General features: G+C 76.1%; 10 protein-coding genes and 1 pseudogene. 2 read left to right on the forward strand and 9 right to left on the reverse strand.

The window, feature by feature from the left end; genetic code table 11:
* Nucleotides 1-61: 61 nt before the first annotated feature.
* From GCU69_RS00035 to GCU69_RS00060, 6 genes are all read right to left on the reverse strand, one after another.
* Nucleotides 62-379, reverse strand: a complete 318-nt coding sequence (locus GCU69_RS00035) for an SHOCT domain-containing protein (RefSeq protein ID WP_098750863.1) — start codon at nt 377-379, stop codon at nt 62-64.
* Nucleotides 380-642: 263 nt separating this feature from the next.
* Nucleotides 643-1,887 carry an ROK family protein gene (locus tag GCU69_RS00040; RefSeq protein ID WP_235978104.1) on the reverse strand — a complete coding sequence of 415 codons (1,245 nt, stop codon included), beginning with the start codon at nt 1,885-1,887 and terminating at the stop codon, nt 643-645.
* 115 nt (nt 1,888-2,002) lie between these two features.
* Nucleotides 2,003-3,502 (reverse strand): MFS transporter, encoded by a 1,500-nt coding sequence (locus GCU69_RS00045; RefSeq protein WP_098750865.1) that lies wholly within the window; start codon nt 3,500-3,502, stop codon nt 2,003-2,005.
* An 88-nt stretch (nt 3,503-3,590) separates the two neighbouring features.
* Entirely contained in the window at nt 3,591-4,256 is a 666-nt protein-coding gene (locus GCU69_RS00050; RefSeq protein WP_098750866.1) for a response regulator, read from the reverse strand.
* Complete coding sequence (locus tag GCU69_RS00055) at nt 4,253-5,641, reverse strand: sensor histidine kinase (RefSeq protein ID WP_156204784.1); 1,389 nt, start codon at nt 5,639-5,641, stop codon at nt 4,253-4,255. Before GCU69_RS00055 ends, GCU69_RS00050 begins: the two co-directional genes overlap by 4 nt.
* Before the next feature lie 132 nt (nt 5,642-5,773).
* Nucleotides 5,774-6,988 (reverse strand): geranylgeranyl reductase family protein, encoded by a 1,215-nt coding sequence (locus tag GCU69_RS00060; RefSeq protein ID WP_098750868.1) that lies wholly within the window; start codon nt 6,986-6,988, stop codon nt 5,774-5,776.
* Nucleotides 6,989-7,147: 159 nt separating this feature from the next.
* Between GCU69_RS00060 and GCU69_RS00065 the strand changes: the two genes are divergently transcribed.
* Nucleotides 7,148-8,527, forward strand: coding sequence for a dipeptidase (locus GCU69_RS00065; RefSeq protein WP_156204785.1), 1,380 nt, complete (start codon nt 7,148-7,150; stop codon nt 8,525-8,527).
* Between the two features lie 424 nt (nt 8,528-8,951).
* Here the strand turns inward: GCU69_RS00065 and GCU69_RS00070 are convergent, their stop codons facing one another.
* Entirely contained in the window at nt 8,952-9,929 is a 978-nt protein-coding gene (locus tag GCU69_RS00070; RefSeq protein ID WP_098750870.1) for an NUDIX hydrolase, read from the reverse strand.
* A 566-nt stretch (nt 9,930-10,495) separates the two neighbouring features.
* A complete protein-coding gene (locus tag GCU69_RS00075) occupies nt 10,496-11,464 on the reverse strand; it encodes an ROK family protein (protein WP_098750439.1) in 969 nt (322 codons plus the stop codon).
* 146 nt (nt 11,465-11,610) lie between these two features.
* Between GCU69_RS00075 and GCU69_RS00080 the strand changes: the two genes are divergently transcribed.
* Entirely contained in the window at nt 11,611-12,666 is a 1,056-nt protein-coding gene (locus GCU69_RS00080; protein ID WP_156204786.1) for a LacI family DNA-binding transcriptional regulator, read from the forward strand.
* A gap of 182 nt (nt 12,667-12,848) precedes the next feature.
* On the opposite strand, the pseudogene GCU69_RS32945 reads toward GCU69_RS00080, so the two are convergent.
* Nucleotides 12,849-13,512, reverse strand: a pseudogene (locus GCU69_RS32945) (serine/threonine protein kinase); the annotation flags it as partial.

The raw sequence follows: 13,512 nt of genomic DNA on the forward strand, positions 1-13,512 counted from the left end.
CCGGCCCGGCCCGCCGTGTCCGGCTGACCGGGCGCGTTCCGGCGCGGGCGTGCACCGGCGGCTACGCGGTGCCTTCCCTGCCCGCCCGGCCGAACTCCTCGTTCAGCACGGAGAGCCGGCGCCAGTACTCGTCCTCGTCGATCTCCCCCGCGGCGAAGCGGCGTCCGAGCACGGTGACCGGGGAGTGCTCGGCGTAACCGCCGGGCCCGCCCGGGCGTCCGCCGGGTCCGCGCCACGGGCCGCGGCCGCGCCCCCGCCATACGGTCTTCCGCAGCAGGACGATCACGCCCGCCACGACGAGCGCCCAGAGGACGGGCATCAGCAGGATCCACGGTCCGGGTCCGCCGCCGTCCCGCCAGGCCTCTGCCAGGATGTTCATGATCCGTCAACTCCTCGATGGTGGTTCGTGCCTCTGCCATCGAGAGTGGCCCCGCCGGGGTGCCCCCGTCGTCGTACGCCCGGCGGCTCCCGCGCTACCTCCGGCGGAGTACGGCCCGCCGCCCCGGCCGCCCGCTCCGCCGTGCCACCGCCGCCCTCGGCCGCCCGCCCCGTACGGCGCCGCCGCGGCGCACGTGCCCGGGACCGGACCGGCGGCGGTGCGGGCCGTGCCGCGCGGCGCCGTGCTCGGGCTCGGTGGCCCGGTCAGCCGCCGAGCGCGGCCAGCGGGTCGTCCAGGACCGGCTGCCACGCCAGTTCGGCGGCGCCGACCAGGCTGTTGTGGCCGAGGGTGCTCGGCAGGATCGGCACGCTGCCGCTCCGCCCCCAGAGGCTGCGTTCGGCGACGGCGGCGCGCAGCCGTTCCGGGTCGGCGTCGAGCAGTTCCTGATGCAGTCCGCCGAGCACGATCCGGTCGGGGTTGAGGATGTTGACGAGCCCGGCGAGCCCGAGGCCGAGCCGGTCGACGAGCAGGTGCGCGGCGTCCCGCACCGCGGGATCGGCGTACTCCGTGCGGAGCAGGTCGCGGGACTGCTGGAGCAGGGACACCTCCGGCCCGGGCTCCCGGCCCGCCGCGGTCACGAACGCCAGCGGGTCGGTCTCCACGTCGAGGCAGCCGCGGTTGCCGCAGTGGCAGGGCCGGCCCTCCGGGTTGACGGCGACGTGCCCCACCTCCAGGGCGAGCCCGGAACTCCCCGTGTGCAGGCGGCCGTCGAGGACGAGCGCCCCGCCGACCCCGCGGTGCCCGGTGGCGACGCAGAGCAGGTCGCGGGAGCCCCGGCCGGCCCCGTGCCGGTGTTCGGCGAGCGCGGCGAGGTTGATGTCGTTCCCGGCCAGCACCGCGGCGCCCGGCGGTGCCTCGTCACCGCCCTCCGGATGCCGGAGGATCCCCGCCTCCCGGACCCGTTCCCGGAAGATGTCGCGCACCGGGGCCCCGGCCGGCCAGGCCACGTGCAGCGGGTTCAGCGCCGTTCCCTCGGGCTCGGCGACCGCGGACGGCACGGCCAGTCCGGCGCCGAGGCACCTCCGGCCGCTCGCGCGCAGCAGCCCCGCCCCTGCCTCGACGACGGCCGCGAGGACGTGCCCGGGGTCGGCCGGTACGTCCTGGCAGCCGGGCGCGGTGGCCACGATGCGTCCCCCGAGACCGACCAGAGCGGCGCGGAAGCCGTCCGCGTGCACCTGTGCGGCGAGCACGACCGGTCCCTCCGGGTCGACGGCCAGCCGGTGCGACGGGCGGCCCTGGGCGCCGCCCGCTCCGCCGGGCCGGGGGTCGACCGTGATCAGGCCGAGCGCCTGGAGTTCCGCCGCCACCGCGCCCGCGGTCGCGCGGGTCACTCCGAGCTGGTTGGTCAGCACCGCGCGGGTCGGCGCCCGGCCAGTGTGCACGAGCTCCAGTGCCGGTCCGAGGGCGCTGCGGCCTCTCTCCAGCCGTGTCGTCCGAGTCTGGGTCACGCCCCCCATTCTGGCTTTGTACCGGCGATGAATAAAACACGGACGTCCCGGTGCCGCCTCCGGCCGCGCCCGGCACACCGCGGGGCGGGCGCCCCGAACGGCCGCCCGGCCCGCGTCAGTCCCGCCCGGCCCTCGGCCGTTCCCCGCCGCCCGGCTCCAGCGGCGGGCTGGTGATGCCGCAGTGCCGGGTGCACTGGGGCCGTTCCGCGGGCTCGTCCCGCTCGTCCGACGGCAGCCCGGAGGGCACGGAGAACCAGGAGATCAGCGCCCCCAGGGCCATCAGCCCGGCGCAGATCAGCACGGCCGTGCCGAAGGCCCGGTCCAGCGCGGCCGGCGACCGGTAGGCGTCGGCGGAGAGACCGGACGCCAGCGGCAGCGCGGCGACCGCGACCAGCTGGGCGATCCGCGCCGCGGCGTTGTTCACCCCGCTGGCGATGCCGGCCCGCCCGGTGTCGGCGGAGGCGAGCACGGTCGCGGTGAGCGGAGCGACGAACAGGCTCATCCCCAGCCCCTGGACCAGCACGGCCGGGAACACGTCCGCCCAGTAGGACCCGCCGGGGTGCACCCGGTGCAGCAGCACCAGGCCCGCGCCCGCGATCAGCGGACCCGCGGTCAGCGGCAGCCGCGGGCCGATCCGCTGGGCCAGTTCCCCGGCGGGGCCGGACAGCGCGATCATCAGCAGGGTGACGGGGAGGGTGGCGACGCCCGCGGCCAGCGCCTCGTAGCCGAGGCCGATCTGCAGCTGGACGGGGATGAGGAAGAACGCCCCGCCGATCGCCGCGTACAGGCACAGGGTGACGACATTGACCGCGGAGAAGAGCCGGGAGGCGAACATGTCCAGCGGCAGCATGGGGCGTTCGGACCGGTGCTCGTGCCCGACGAAGAGGACACCCGCCAGCAGGCCCGCGCCGGCCGCCACCGGCGCGGCCGGTCCCGCCGCGCCGCCGTCGATGAGGGCGTAGGTGACGCCCGTCAGCGCCAGCGCGGCCAGCAGCGCACCGGTCACGTCGAAGCGGCCGGACGCCCGGGGGTCACGGCTCTCCGGCACATGGCGCGCCAGGAGCAGCACGACCGCCGCGATCGGCAGGTTGATGAGGAAGATCCAGCGCCAGCCCGGGCCGTCCACCAGCCAACCGCCGAGGAACGGCCCGATGGCGATCGCCACCCCGCCGAGCCCGGACCACAGGCCGACCGCCCTGGCACGGTCGTCGGGGTGGAAGGACGCCTGGATCAGCGCCAGCGACCCGGGGGTGAGCAGGGCGCCGCCGATGCCCTGCACGGCGCGGGCCGCGATCAGCGTTCCCTCCGTGGGAGCCAGGCCGCAGGCCAGCGAGGCGGCGGTGAACCACAGGACGCCCAGCACGAAGACCCGCCGGCGGCCGTAGCGGTCGCCGAGCCCGCCGCCGAGCAGGATCAGGCCGGCGAGCGTCAGCATGTAGGCGTTGACCGTCCACTGCAGGGCGGCCAGCGACACGTCGAGGTCGGCGCCGATCCGCGGCAGCGCGACGGTGACGACCGTGCCGTCCAGCATCGCCATGCCGGAGGCCAGCACCGCGCAGGCCAGCACCCGGCGCCCGGCGGGGGAAGCCGGGCGCAGTTCTCCGGGGTTCACCATCCGGCACTCCGACGGTCGAGCGGCTGAGGGCGGCGGGCCGCGCGGCTCCGCCGTCCCGTACGGGCACCAGCCTGGCAGAGGCTCCGGTTCAGCCCAGCCAACCGGGCCGTACGAGGCCGGACTCGTAGGCCAGGACGACGAGCTGCGCCCGGTCGCGGGCGCCGAGTTTCACCATGGCGCGGCTGACGTGGGTCTTGGCGGTGAGCGGGCTGACGACGAGGCGCCGGGCGATCTCCTCGTTCGTCAGACCGATGCCGGCCAGTGCCATGACCTCGCGCTCCCGCTCCGTCAGCTCGGCGAGCGCGGCGGACTCGGCGGGCTCCTTGGAGCGGGCGGCGAACTCGGCGATGAGCCGCCGGGTGACGCCGGGCGAGAGCAGCGCGTCACCCGCGACGACGGCTCGTACCGCGCGGACGAGTTCCTCCGGTTCGGTGTCCTTGACGAGGAAGCCGGACGCGCCGGACCGGATGGCCTCGAAGACGTACTCGTCCAGCTCGAAGGTGGTGAGCATGACGACCTTGACCTCGCCGAGCGCCGGGTCGGCGGTGATCCGGCGGGTGGCGGCGAGCCCGTCGACGCGCGGCATCCGGATGTCCATCAGCACCACGTCGGGCCGCAGGTCGCGGATGAGCGCGACGGCTTCCCCGCCGTCCGCCGCCTCGCCGGCGACCTCGATGTCCGGCTGTGCGTCGAGCAGTGCCCGGAAACCGGCCCGCACCAGCAGCTGGTCGTCGGCGAGCAGTACGCGGATCACGGTTTCTCCTCGGGTGGCTCGGGGCGGCAGGCCCGGGCGGGGGAATCAGGGTGACCGGGCCGGCCGGGGTGACCGGGCTTCCCGGATTGCTCGGATTGCCCGGATTGCTCGGGGCGGCCGGCGGCGGGCGGGGCCGGCGCCGGGTCCGTGGCGCGCAGCGGAAGCCGGGCGGCGACCCGGAATCCGCCGTCCGGGCCGGGCCCGGCCTCGACGGTGCCGCCGAGCGCGGCGGCCCGTTCCCGCATCCCGATCAGCCCCTTGCCGGTGCCTTCGGTGCCGTCGCCGGTCGCGGGTCCGTCGTCCTCGACGCGGATCTCCAGCAGCCGCGACGCGTGGCGCAGCTCCACCCGGGCGGTGCGCGCCCCGGAGTGCTTCACGATGTTGGTCAGCGCCTCCTGGACGATCCGGAAGGCCGCGAGGTCCGCGCCCAGCGGCAGCGCGGCGGGCTCGCCGGTGACGGTCACGTCCACCGACAGGCCGGTGCGGCGGGCGTGTTCGGCCAGCTCCGGCAGCCGGTCGAGGCCCGGCGCGGGCGAGCGGGTCGCGTCGCCGGGGGCCCGCAGCGTGTCGAGGACCTGCCGGACCTCGCCGAGCACTTCCTTGCTGGCGGCCTTGATGGTGGTGAGCGCGGTGCGGGCCTGCTCGGGGTCCTGGTCGAGCAGGGCCAGGCCGACGCCCGCCTGCACGTTGATGACGGAGATGCTGTGCGCGAGGACGTCGTGCAGCTCCCGGGCGATGCGCAGCCGCTCCTCGTCCGCGCGGCGCCGCTCGGCCTGCCGCCGTGCCGCCCACTCGCGGGCCACCGCCTCGCGGCGCACCCGCACCAGTTCGGCGGCGGCGGCGACGGCGGCCACCCACGCGGCCACTCCCCACTCCGGGCCCCAGCTCATCGCCGTGTCCCCGGCGGGCGGCAGCCACCGGTACAGCCAGTGACCGATCAGCAGATGCCCCGCCCAGAGCAGTCCGGCGGCGGCCCAGGCGGCACGCCGGTGGCCGGCGACGACCGCGGCGAGGAAGGCGATGGCGACACTGATGACGATCGGGCCGTACGGATGGCCGACGCCGAAGTAGAGCATGGCGGCGGCGCAGGTGCCGTACACGGTGATCCGCGGGTACCGGCGGCGCAGCAGGAGCAGCGCGGGCCCCGCGAGGAGCAGCACCCGGGCGAACGCGTCGAGCGGCGCCCGGTCCGGCTGGTTCCCGGCCGCGAAGCCGGAGCCGACGAGCTGTACGGCGGCGACGGCGAGCGGCAGCGCCCACAGCCGCGGCCCGCCCCGCCCGGGCCCGCCGAAGGGCGGGCCGGGGGCGCCGGAACGGCCGGGGCCGGGCCGCCACGGCGGTCCCGGTCGCCGGAACCGCGTGTCCGGCGTGCTGCTCTCCGTCATGCGTCCACGCTAGACGCGCGCCGCGGGGTGCGGCGTCGGCCCGGCGGTGTGACCGGCGGTACTCCCCCGGTAGTAGGGAGAGCCCCGCGCCGCGGACGCCCCGCCCCCCGGATCACCCGGGCGGTCCGGCCGTCACTCCTTGTCCAGCGCCGCCAGCGTCCGCCGCGCGACGGGCGTGGTCCGTACGATCTCGCCCAGCGTCGTCGCGCCGCGGGTGATCCGGGCGAACGCCTTCCAGGCGGGCCGGAAGCCGGTGAGCGCGGCGTGCAGCAGCCCCGGCCGCCGCGAGAAGACAGCCAGCATGCGGCGGCCGACGCCCATCTCCACACCGAGACCCGCCTTGATGGCGAAGGCGTAGTTCAGCGCCTGGCGGCGCGCCTCGACCGCGTCGTGCGCCTCCGCGACGCGCACCGCCCACTCCCCCGCCAGCCGGCCCGACCGCAGCGCGAAGGAAATGCCCTCCCGGGTCCACGGCTCCAGCAGCCCTGCGGCGTCCCCGCACACCAGCACCCGGCCGCGGGACAGCGGCGAGTCGTCGGCGCGGCAGCGGGTCAGGTGCCCGGAGGAAACACTGGGCTCGAAACCGGCCAGCCCCAGCCGGGCGATGAAGTCCTCCAGATAGCGCTTGGTGCCGGCGCCCTCGCCGCGCGCCGAGATCACACCGACCGTCAGCGTGTCGCCCTTGGGGAACACCCAGCCGTACGAGCCCGGAAGGGGCCCCCAGTCGATGAGGACCCGGCCCGCCCAGTCCTCCGCGACCGTCTCCGGCACCGGGATCTCCGCCTCCAGGCCGAGATCGACCTGGTCGAGCTTCACCCCGACGTGGGCCGCTATCCGGCTGGCGCTGCCGTCCGCGCCGACCACGGAGCGGGCGAGCACCACCTCGCCGTCGCTCAGCACGACCGCGACCGTGCGGCGGTCCGGGACCGCGGTGCCGTGCTGCTCGACCCGGGAGACCTGCGCCCCGGTGCGCACCTCCGCGCCGACCGCTTCCGCGGCCTCGACCAGGCCGTGGTCGAACTCGGGCCGGTTGATCAGACCGAACAGCATGTTCTTCGAACGCCGGGTGCGGGTCAGCCGCCCGTTGAGCGAGAAGGTCACCGCGTGCACCCGGTCGCGCAGCGGCAGTTCGAATCCGGGCGGCAGCGCGTCCCGGGACGGCCCGATGATCCCGCCGCCGCACGTCTTGTACCGCGGCAGCCCGGCCTTCTCCAGCAGGAGCACCCGGCGGCCCGCGACGGCCGCGGCATATGCCGCCGAGGCGCCGGCAGGACCGGCCCCGACCACCACGACGTCCCACACGTCCTCGCTCCGCCCGCTGTCCTGGGCTGCGTTGTCGCTGCTCACCAGTGCTTCCGTTCCCGTTCGACCTGTGCTTCCGGCTGCCTGCGCGCATCCTACGGCTCATGGTCATCGACGACCCCTGTGGGAGGATCGGCCCCGTCTTCACCCGTGCGTGCGCACACCGCACGCCCGTCCAACGTCGCACCCGTCAGGAGCGTGCCCATGGCCCGGCCGACCCCGCATCCGTCACCGCTGTCCGCGACCGTCGCGTCCCTGATGCCGCGCGCCCGGGCCGAGCTGGCCGAGCTGGTCGCCTTCCGGTCGGTGGCGGATCCCGCGCAGTTCCCGGTGAGCGAGTGCGAGGCCGCGGCGGACTGGGTCGCGGACGCGCTCCGTGCCGAAAGTTTCGAGGACGTCGCCCTGCTGGACACCCCGGACGGCACGCAGTCCGTGTACGGGCGGCTGCCCGGCCCGCCCGGCGCCCCCACCGTGCTGCTCTACGCGCACTACGACGTCCAGCCGCCGCTCGACGAGGCCGCCTGGATCTCCCCGCCGTTCGAACTGACCGAGCGCGACGGGCGCTGGTACGGACGCGGTGCCGCCGACTGCAAGGGCGGGCTGGTCATGCATCTCACCGCGCTGCGTGCCCTCAAGGCGGAGGGCGGAGTCCCGGTGACCGTCAAGGTGGTCGCCGAGGGCTCCGAGGAACAGGGCACCGGCGGCCTGGAGCGCTACGCGGAGGAGCACCCCGAACTGCTCGCCGCGGACGCCGTCGTGATCGGCGACACGGGCAATTTCCGGGTCGGGCTGCCGACCGTCACCGCCACCCTGCGCGGCATGACGATGGCCACCGTCGAGGTGCACACGCTGGAGGGCAATCTGCACTCGGGCCAGTTCGGCGGCGCGGCCCCCGACGCGCTCGCGGCGCTCATCCGCGTCCTCGACTCGCTGCGCGCCGAGGACGGCTCCACCACGGTCGACGGGCTCGACGCGGACGCGGCCTGGGAGGGGCTGCAGTACGAGGAGGAGGCCTTCCGCGAGGACGCGAAGGTGCTGAACGGTGTGGAGCTGACCGGCAGCGGCACCGTGGCGGACCGGATCTGGGCGCGTCCCGCGGTCACCGTCCTCGGCATCGACTGCCCGCCGGTCGTCGGCGCCACCCCGTCCGTGCAGGCGAGCGCCCGGGCCCTGGTCAGCCTCCGGGTGCCGCCGGGCACCGACGCCACCGAGGCCGGCAAGCTGCTCGCGGCCCATCTGGAGTCGCGCGCTCCGTGGGGGGCGCGGGTCAGTGTCGAGCAGGTCGGCCAGGGACAGCCCTTCCGCGCCGACACCGGCAGCCCCGCCTACGCGGCGATGGCCGAGGCGATGCGGACGGCCTACCCGGGCGAGGAGATGCAGACGGCCGGCCAGGGCGGATCGATCCCGCTGTGCAACACCCTGGCCACGCTCTACCCGGAGGCGGAGATCCTGCTGATCGGGCTCAGCGAGCCGGAGGCGCAGATCCACGCAGTGAACGAGAGCGTGTCCCCGCAGGAGCTGGAGCGGCTTTCCCTGACGGAGGCGCTGTTCCTGCGCCGTTACGCCGCTTCCCGGGCTTCCTGACGCGGCGCCGGCGCGACCGCGGCGGGACCGCGGCGGGACCGCCGGGGCGTCCCGCACCGGAGACCGGAGCGGATGCTCCGGTGGCCTGGGCAGATGCCCCGGTGGCCGGCCGCGGTCGCGCCCGCCGGGGGCGTCCGGGCCGAACAGGGCGCGGTGCGTCCCGCCCCGCCGGCTCAGCGCCTCGAAGCCCTGGCCGGCGGACTCCGGCCGCCGCGGAGGGATCCCTCTCAGGCCCGGCCCGCGCCCCCGGCCCCGGAGACACCCGCAGATCATGATCTGTGCGGCCGGGCCCGGCACCGAGCGGGCCGGACATCGCGCCCGGCTCACCGTGGCCGGCACCCGGGCGGGCGGCGGACGGACAGGGGCGTTGCGGCGGGTGCGGCGGGTGCGGAGGTTCGCGAACGGCGGCTCACGGCCCCGTCGTTCACTCGGCCGGCACCCCGGCCTCGAGGTTGAGCACGGTGGAGCGCTCGCGGGCACGCAGCGCCCAGCGGAGCCGGCGGAACCGGTCGGCCGGCAGCAGTTCCGCGGCCTCCCGCTCGGTGACGAACCGCCAGGCCCGCAGCTCGGCGGCGGGCAGTGCCAGCCGCTCGGCCGTCCCCGGCGGCACCCGGCCCCCGTCGAAGAGCAGCCGCAGCCCTCCGTACGAGGGCGGTTCGGGCGGCTCCCAGTCGACCACGAGCAGCCGCGGCACCGCGTCCAGTTCGATGCCGACCTCCTCGGCGACCTCGCGCACTCCTGCCCTGGCCGGCGGCTCCCCGGCCTCCACCACACCGCCGGGGAACTCCCATCCGGGCTTGTAGGTGGGGTCGACCAGGAGCACGCGGTCCGACTCGTCGAAGAGGAGCACCCCGGAGGCGAGCGTCTCGGCGCTCGGCTGCGGGGTCTGGACGATCTCGCAGGCACCGGCTCCGTCGCGCACCGCCTCGGCTATCCGCTCGGCGGCCTGCCGTGGTGTCAGGGCCGAGGTGTCCACGGCGTGGGCGTCCTCACCGAGCCAGGGCAGGGCCGCGCGGAAGGCGGCCAGGTCGGGCGCGGCCACGCGCTCCCGGAGGATCGTTTCCTCGGTGTGCAGCAGGACATGCCGCACCGGGATGCGCCGGGAGGCGAAGCCGCCGAAGATCTCGTCGCGGTACTCCTGGCGCAGCAGCGTCATCGGCACGATCAGCACACCGGGCACCTCGCCGAGAACCGCGGCACCGGTCTCCACGACGAGCCGGCGCCAGGCCGGCAGGTCCTGGAAGTCCGTGATCTCCTCGAGCCGCTTGCGGGGCAGCATCAGCCCCAGGCCGTGCGTCACGAGTTCCGGGTCGTAGAGTGTGCTTCCGGGGACGAGGTCGACCAACTCGCGCGCCACGGTGGTCTTGCCCGTGCCGAACGCGCCGTTCAGCCAGACGATCACGCTTCCCCCTCTTCGGTGGCCCGCTGTGGACTCCCCGGAACACCTTGCCACGGAAAGTCCCGGTCGCAACGGCGCCTCGGCCGGGTGTGGGGCGGAGCCCCGAGATGGGCCATGCCGTCGGCGTATGCGGTCGAACTCCGGCTGCGGCGCGGCCCCTTCGGAACAGAGTCGGACAGCATCTACCACAAAGAAGCAGTCAACGAACATCCGTGGACATTCGAAGTCGGCACGGGGCACTCCGGGCACGAGAGGGCGGACGGGTACGAGAGGACCGGTGCGCCGGAGGGGCGGGCGGATACGGGACCACCGGCGCCGCACCGGACGGGCGCCCGCGGCTCGGGCCGGAGGGGGGATGCCCGCGGCTCGGGCCGGAGGAGCGGGGCGCTCGGGGCTCGTGGCCGGAGGAGCGGGACGCCCTCGGCTCGGGCCGGAGGAACCGGTGGTGCATCCGGCCCGGGCCCGGAGAGGGGCGCTTCCCGGCCGGCTCCCCCCGTCCCCGGCCCCGGCCCCGGCGCCGATCCCGGCCCTGATCCCGGACCTGATCCCGGCCCCGGACCCGACTCCGCTCAGCGCGAGGACGCCGGAGGAGCCGCGGGTACCGGCCCGCCGGCCAGCGCCTGCGCCGCCGCGGCGGCGCCGACCAGACCCGCGTCCGTCCCCGTCTGCGCCGGTACGACCTCCAGGCCGGCCACGAAGGACAGCGTGGCGTAGTCCCGCAGCGCGCGCCGCAGCGGCGCGAACAGCACCTCTCCGGCACCCGCCACTCCCCCGCCGATCACGGCGACCTCGATCTCGACCAGGGTCGCGGTGGCGGCGATTCCCGCCGCCAGGGCCTGCCCGGCCCGCGCGAAGGAGGCGACGGCCGCCGGGTCGCCGGCGCGGGCGGCCCGGGCGACCGCGGCGGCCGTCGTGTCGCCGTCCGGGCCGGGCCGCCAGCCGCTGTCGAGCGCGCGGCGGGCGATGTTGGGCCCGCTGGCGATGCGCTCGACACAGCCGCGCGACCCGCACGGACACGGGTCGCCGTCGAGGTCGACGCTGATGTGGCCGATGTGCCCGGCGTTGCCCGTCGGCCCGGGGTGCAGTCTGCCGCCCAGCACCAGTCCGCCGCCGACACCGGTGGAGACCACCATGCACAGGGCATTGGCCCGGCCGCGGGCGGCGCCCTGCCAGTGCTCCGCGGCCGTCATCGCCACCCCGTCGCCGACGAGGACGACGGGCCGGTCACCGGCTGCCGCCCGCACCCGGTCCACCAGCGGGAAGTCCCGCCAGCCCGGCACGTTGACGGGGCTGACGGTGCCCGCCGAGGCGTCGACGGGACCGGCGCTGCCGATTCCGAGCGCGGTGGCCCGCTCCCAGCGCGGGTCGGCGGCCAGTTCGCCGAGCACGGCCGAGACGGCGGCCATGACGGTCTCGCCGTCCTCCCGGGCGGGGGTGGGCCGCTGGGCCCGGACGAGGATGTCGCCGCGGGCGTCGATCAACGCCCCCGCGATCTTGGTCCCACCGATGTCGAGGGCGGCGGCGAGATCGTTGTGCATCGGTGGGGTCTCTCCGGTGGGCGGGGGCCCCGACTGCGGTCGAGGCCCTGGTCGGACGGGCATCCGGTCCAGTCTCCCTGGGTTTGACAACGTTGTCCAGGTTCTATGCTCGTAGTCACTCGCAACGGACGGACAGGAACTGCCACGTGGCCGACACCACCCGCACCTCCGAGCGCCGCTACGGCACCCGGCCCACGATGAAGGATGTCGCCGCCCGCGCGGGCGTCGGTCTCAAGACCGTCTCCCGCGTGGTCAACGGAGAGCCGGGGGTCACCCCGGACACCGTGCGGCGCGTCCAGGACGCGATCGACGCGCTCGGATTCCGGCGCAACGACAGCGCCCGCATCCTGCGCAAGGGCCGCACGGCCAGCATCGGGCTGGTGCTGGAGGACCTCGCCGACCCCTTCTACGGCCCGCTCAGCCGGGCCGTGGAGGAAGCGGCCCGGGCCCACGGGGCACTGCTGATCCACGGCTCCAGCGCCGAGGACGCCGACCGGGAACGGGAGTTGGTGCTGGCGCTGTGCGCCCGCCGGGTGGACGGCCTGATCGTGGTGCCCGCCAGCGACGACCACCGCTATCTGGAACCGGAGATCGATGCCGGGGTCGCCACGGTCTTCGTGGACCGGCCGCCCGGCCGGATCGACGCGGACGTGGTGCTCAGCGACAGCTTCTCGGGGGCCCGGGACGGCGTGGCGCACCTCATCGCGCACGGCCACCGCCGCGTCGGCTTCATCGGCGACCGGCTGAGCATCCACACGGCCAGGGAGCGGCTGCGCGGCTACCGTACGGCGATGGCCGACGCCGGCCTGCCGGTCGACGAGCGCTGGGTGTCGCTGGGGCCGACCGACCCGGAGCGGGTCCGCCGCGCGGCCCGGGCGATGCTGGACGGCGAGGAGCCCGTCACGGCCGTGTTCTCGGCCAACAACCGGGTGACCGTCACCGCCGTCCGGGAGCTGAACGGCCGGGCACGGCCGACCGCCCTCGTCGGGTTCGACGACTTCGAGCTGGCCGATCTGCTCTCCCCGGGGGTCACGGTCATCGCGCAGGACGCCGCGGAGCTGGGGCGCGCCGCCGCCCGCAGGCTCTTCCGGCGGCTGGACGGGGTGAACGAGGAGCCGGCCCGGGTCACGCTGCCGACCCGGCTGATCCCCCGCGGCTCGGGCGAACTGCCCCCGCCCGCGGGCGGACCGTCCCGGTCCTGACCCACGGCACGGGGCGGGACGGGGCGGGGCGGTGGACGGCCGGTCCCGAGGCGCGCACCTGCCGGGAGACCCGCGCCGGTTGCGCGGCCGCCGGCCCGGCCTCCCTGCCCCGCGGGGCTGGTGCGGCGCGTGTCCGGCGGCCGCCGGCCCCGGAGCCCGGGGCACACCGTCCGGCCCGCCGCTCAGCAGACCGGCAGACCGGGCAGCGGCTGGTCGTTGTCGCCGCCCTTGATGTAGACGGCGCTGACGTAGACGTTCGTGTTCCCGCTGTCGTCGTCGGTGCGGCCCCACCAGGTGTTGGTCCACTTGCCGTAGGTCTCCCGGCTGCCCTTGACCTGGCAGTAGAAGTAGTTCGTGCCGGCGTTGAGGGTGCCCGCCTTCTGCCCCGGCCCGGAGTAGGAGTCCGCGGTGCGCCAGACCTCGCAGTTGTACTTGCCGCCGCCGATGGGATGGCACACGGGCGCGGGGGCCGGCGCGCCGCCGCCCGAACCGCCGTCGCCGCCCGCCGTACCTCCGGAGCCGCCGGCCGTGCCACCGTCGGACCCTCCGCTGCCGCCCTCGTCCTTGCCCCCGCCTCCGCTGCCGCCGTCCGCACCGCCGTCGCCGCCGCCCGCGGCCTTCGCGTCGTCGTCCGCCCGGTCGTCCTGCGGGCTCTCCGTGGCGGGCGTCTTCCCGGGGTCCTCCGGCTTCTCCCCGCCGTCCTTCTCCGGCTCCGCCGTCTCCCCGCGGGCGGGACCGGGCGAGTTCTCCGCCGCCCCGGCAGCGGCGGGCTGCCCCTCGTCACGGGTCAGCCAGAACACCGCCGTCCCGGCCCCGGCCAGCACAGCGACGGCGGCGGCGACGGCC

This window comes from Streptomyces lycii, assembly GCF_009735685.1.
GTDB lineage: Bacteria > Actinomycetota > Actinomycetes > Streptomycetales > Streptomycetaceae > Streptomyces > Streptomyces lycii.

Coding starts and splice junctions, on each gene's coding strand:
- GCU69_RS00035 (WP_098750863.1), bottom strand. CDS start 379: ATGAACATCCTGGCAGAGGCCTGGCGGGACGGCGGCGGACCCGGACCG.
- GCU69_RS00065 (WP_156204785.1), top strand. CDS start 7,148: ATGGCCCGGCCGACCCCGCATCCGTCACCGCTGTCCGCGACCGTCGCG.
- GCU69_RS00055 (WP_156204784.1), bottom strand. CDS start 5,641: ATGACGGAGAGCAGCACGCCGGACACGCGGTTCCGGCGACCGGGACCG.
- GCU69_RS00045 (WP_098750865.1), bottom strand. CDS start 3,502: ATGGTGAACCCCGGAGAACTGCGCCCGGCTTCCCCCGCCGGGCGCCGG.
- GCU69_RS00075 (WP_098750439.1), bottom strand. CDS start 11,464: ATGCACAACGATCTCGCCGCCGCCCTCGACATCGGTGGGACCAAGATC.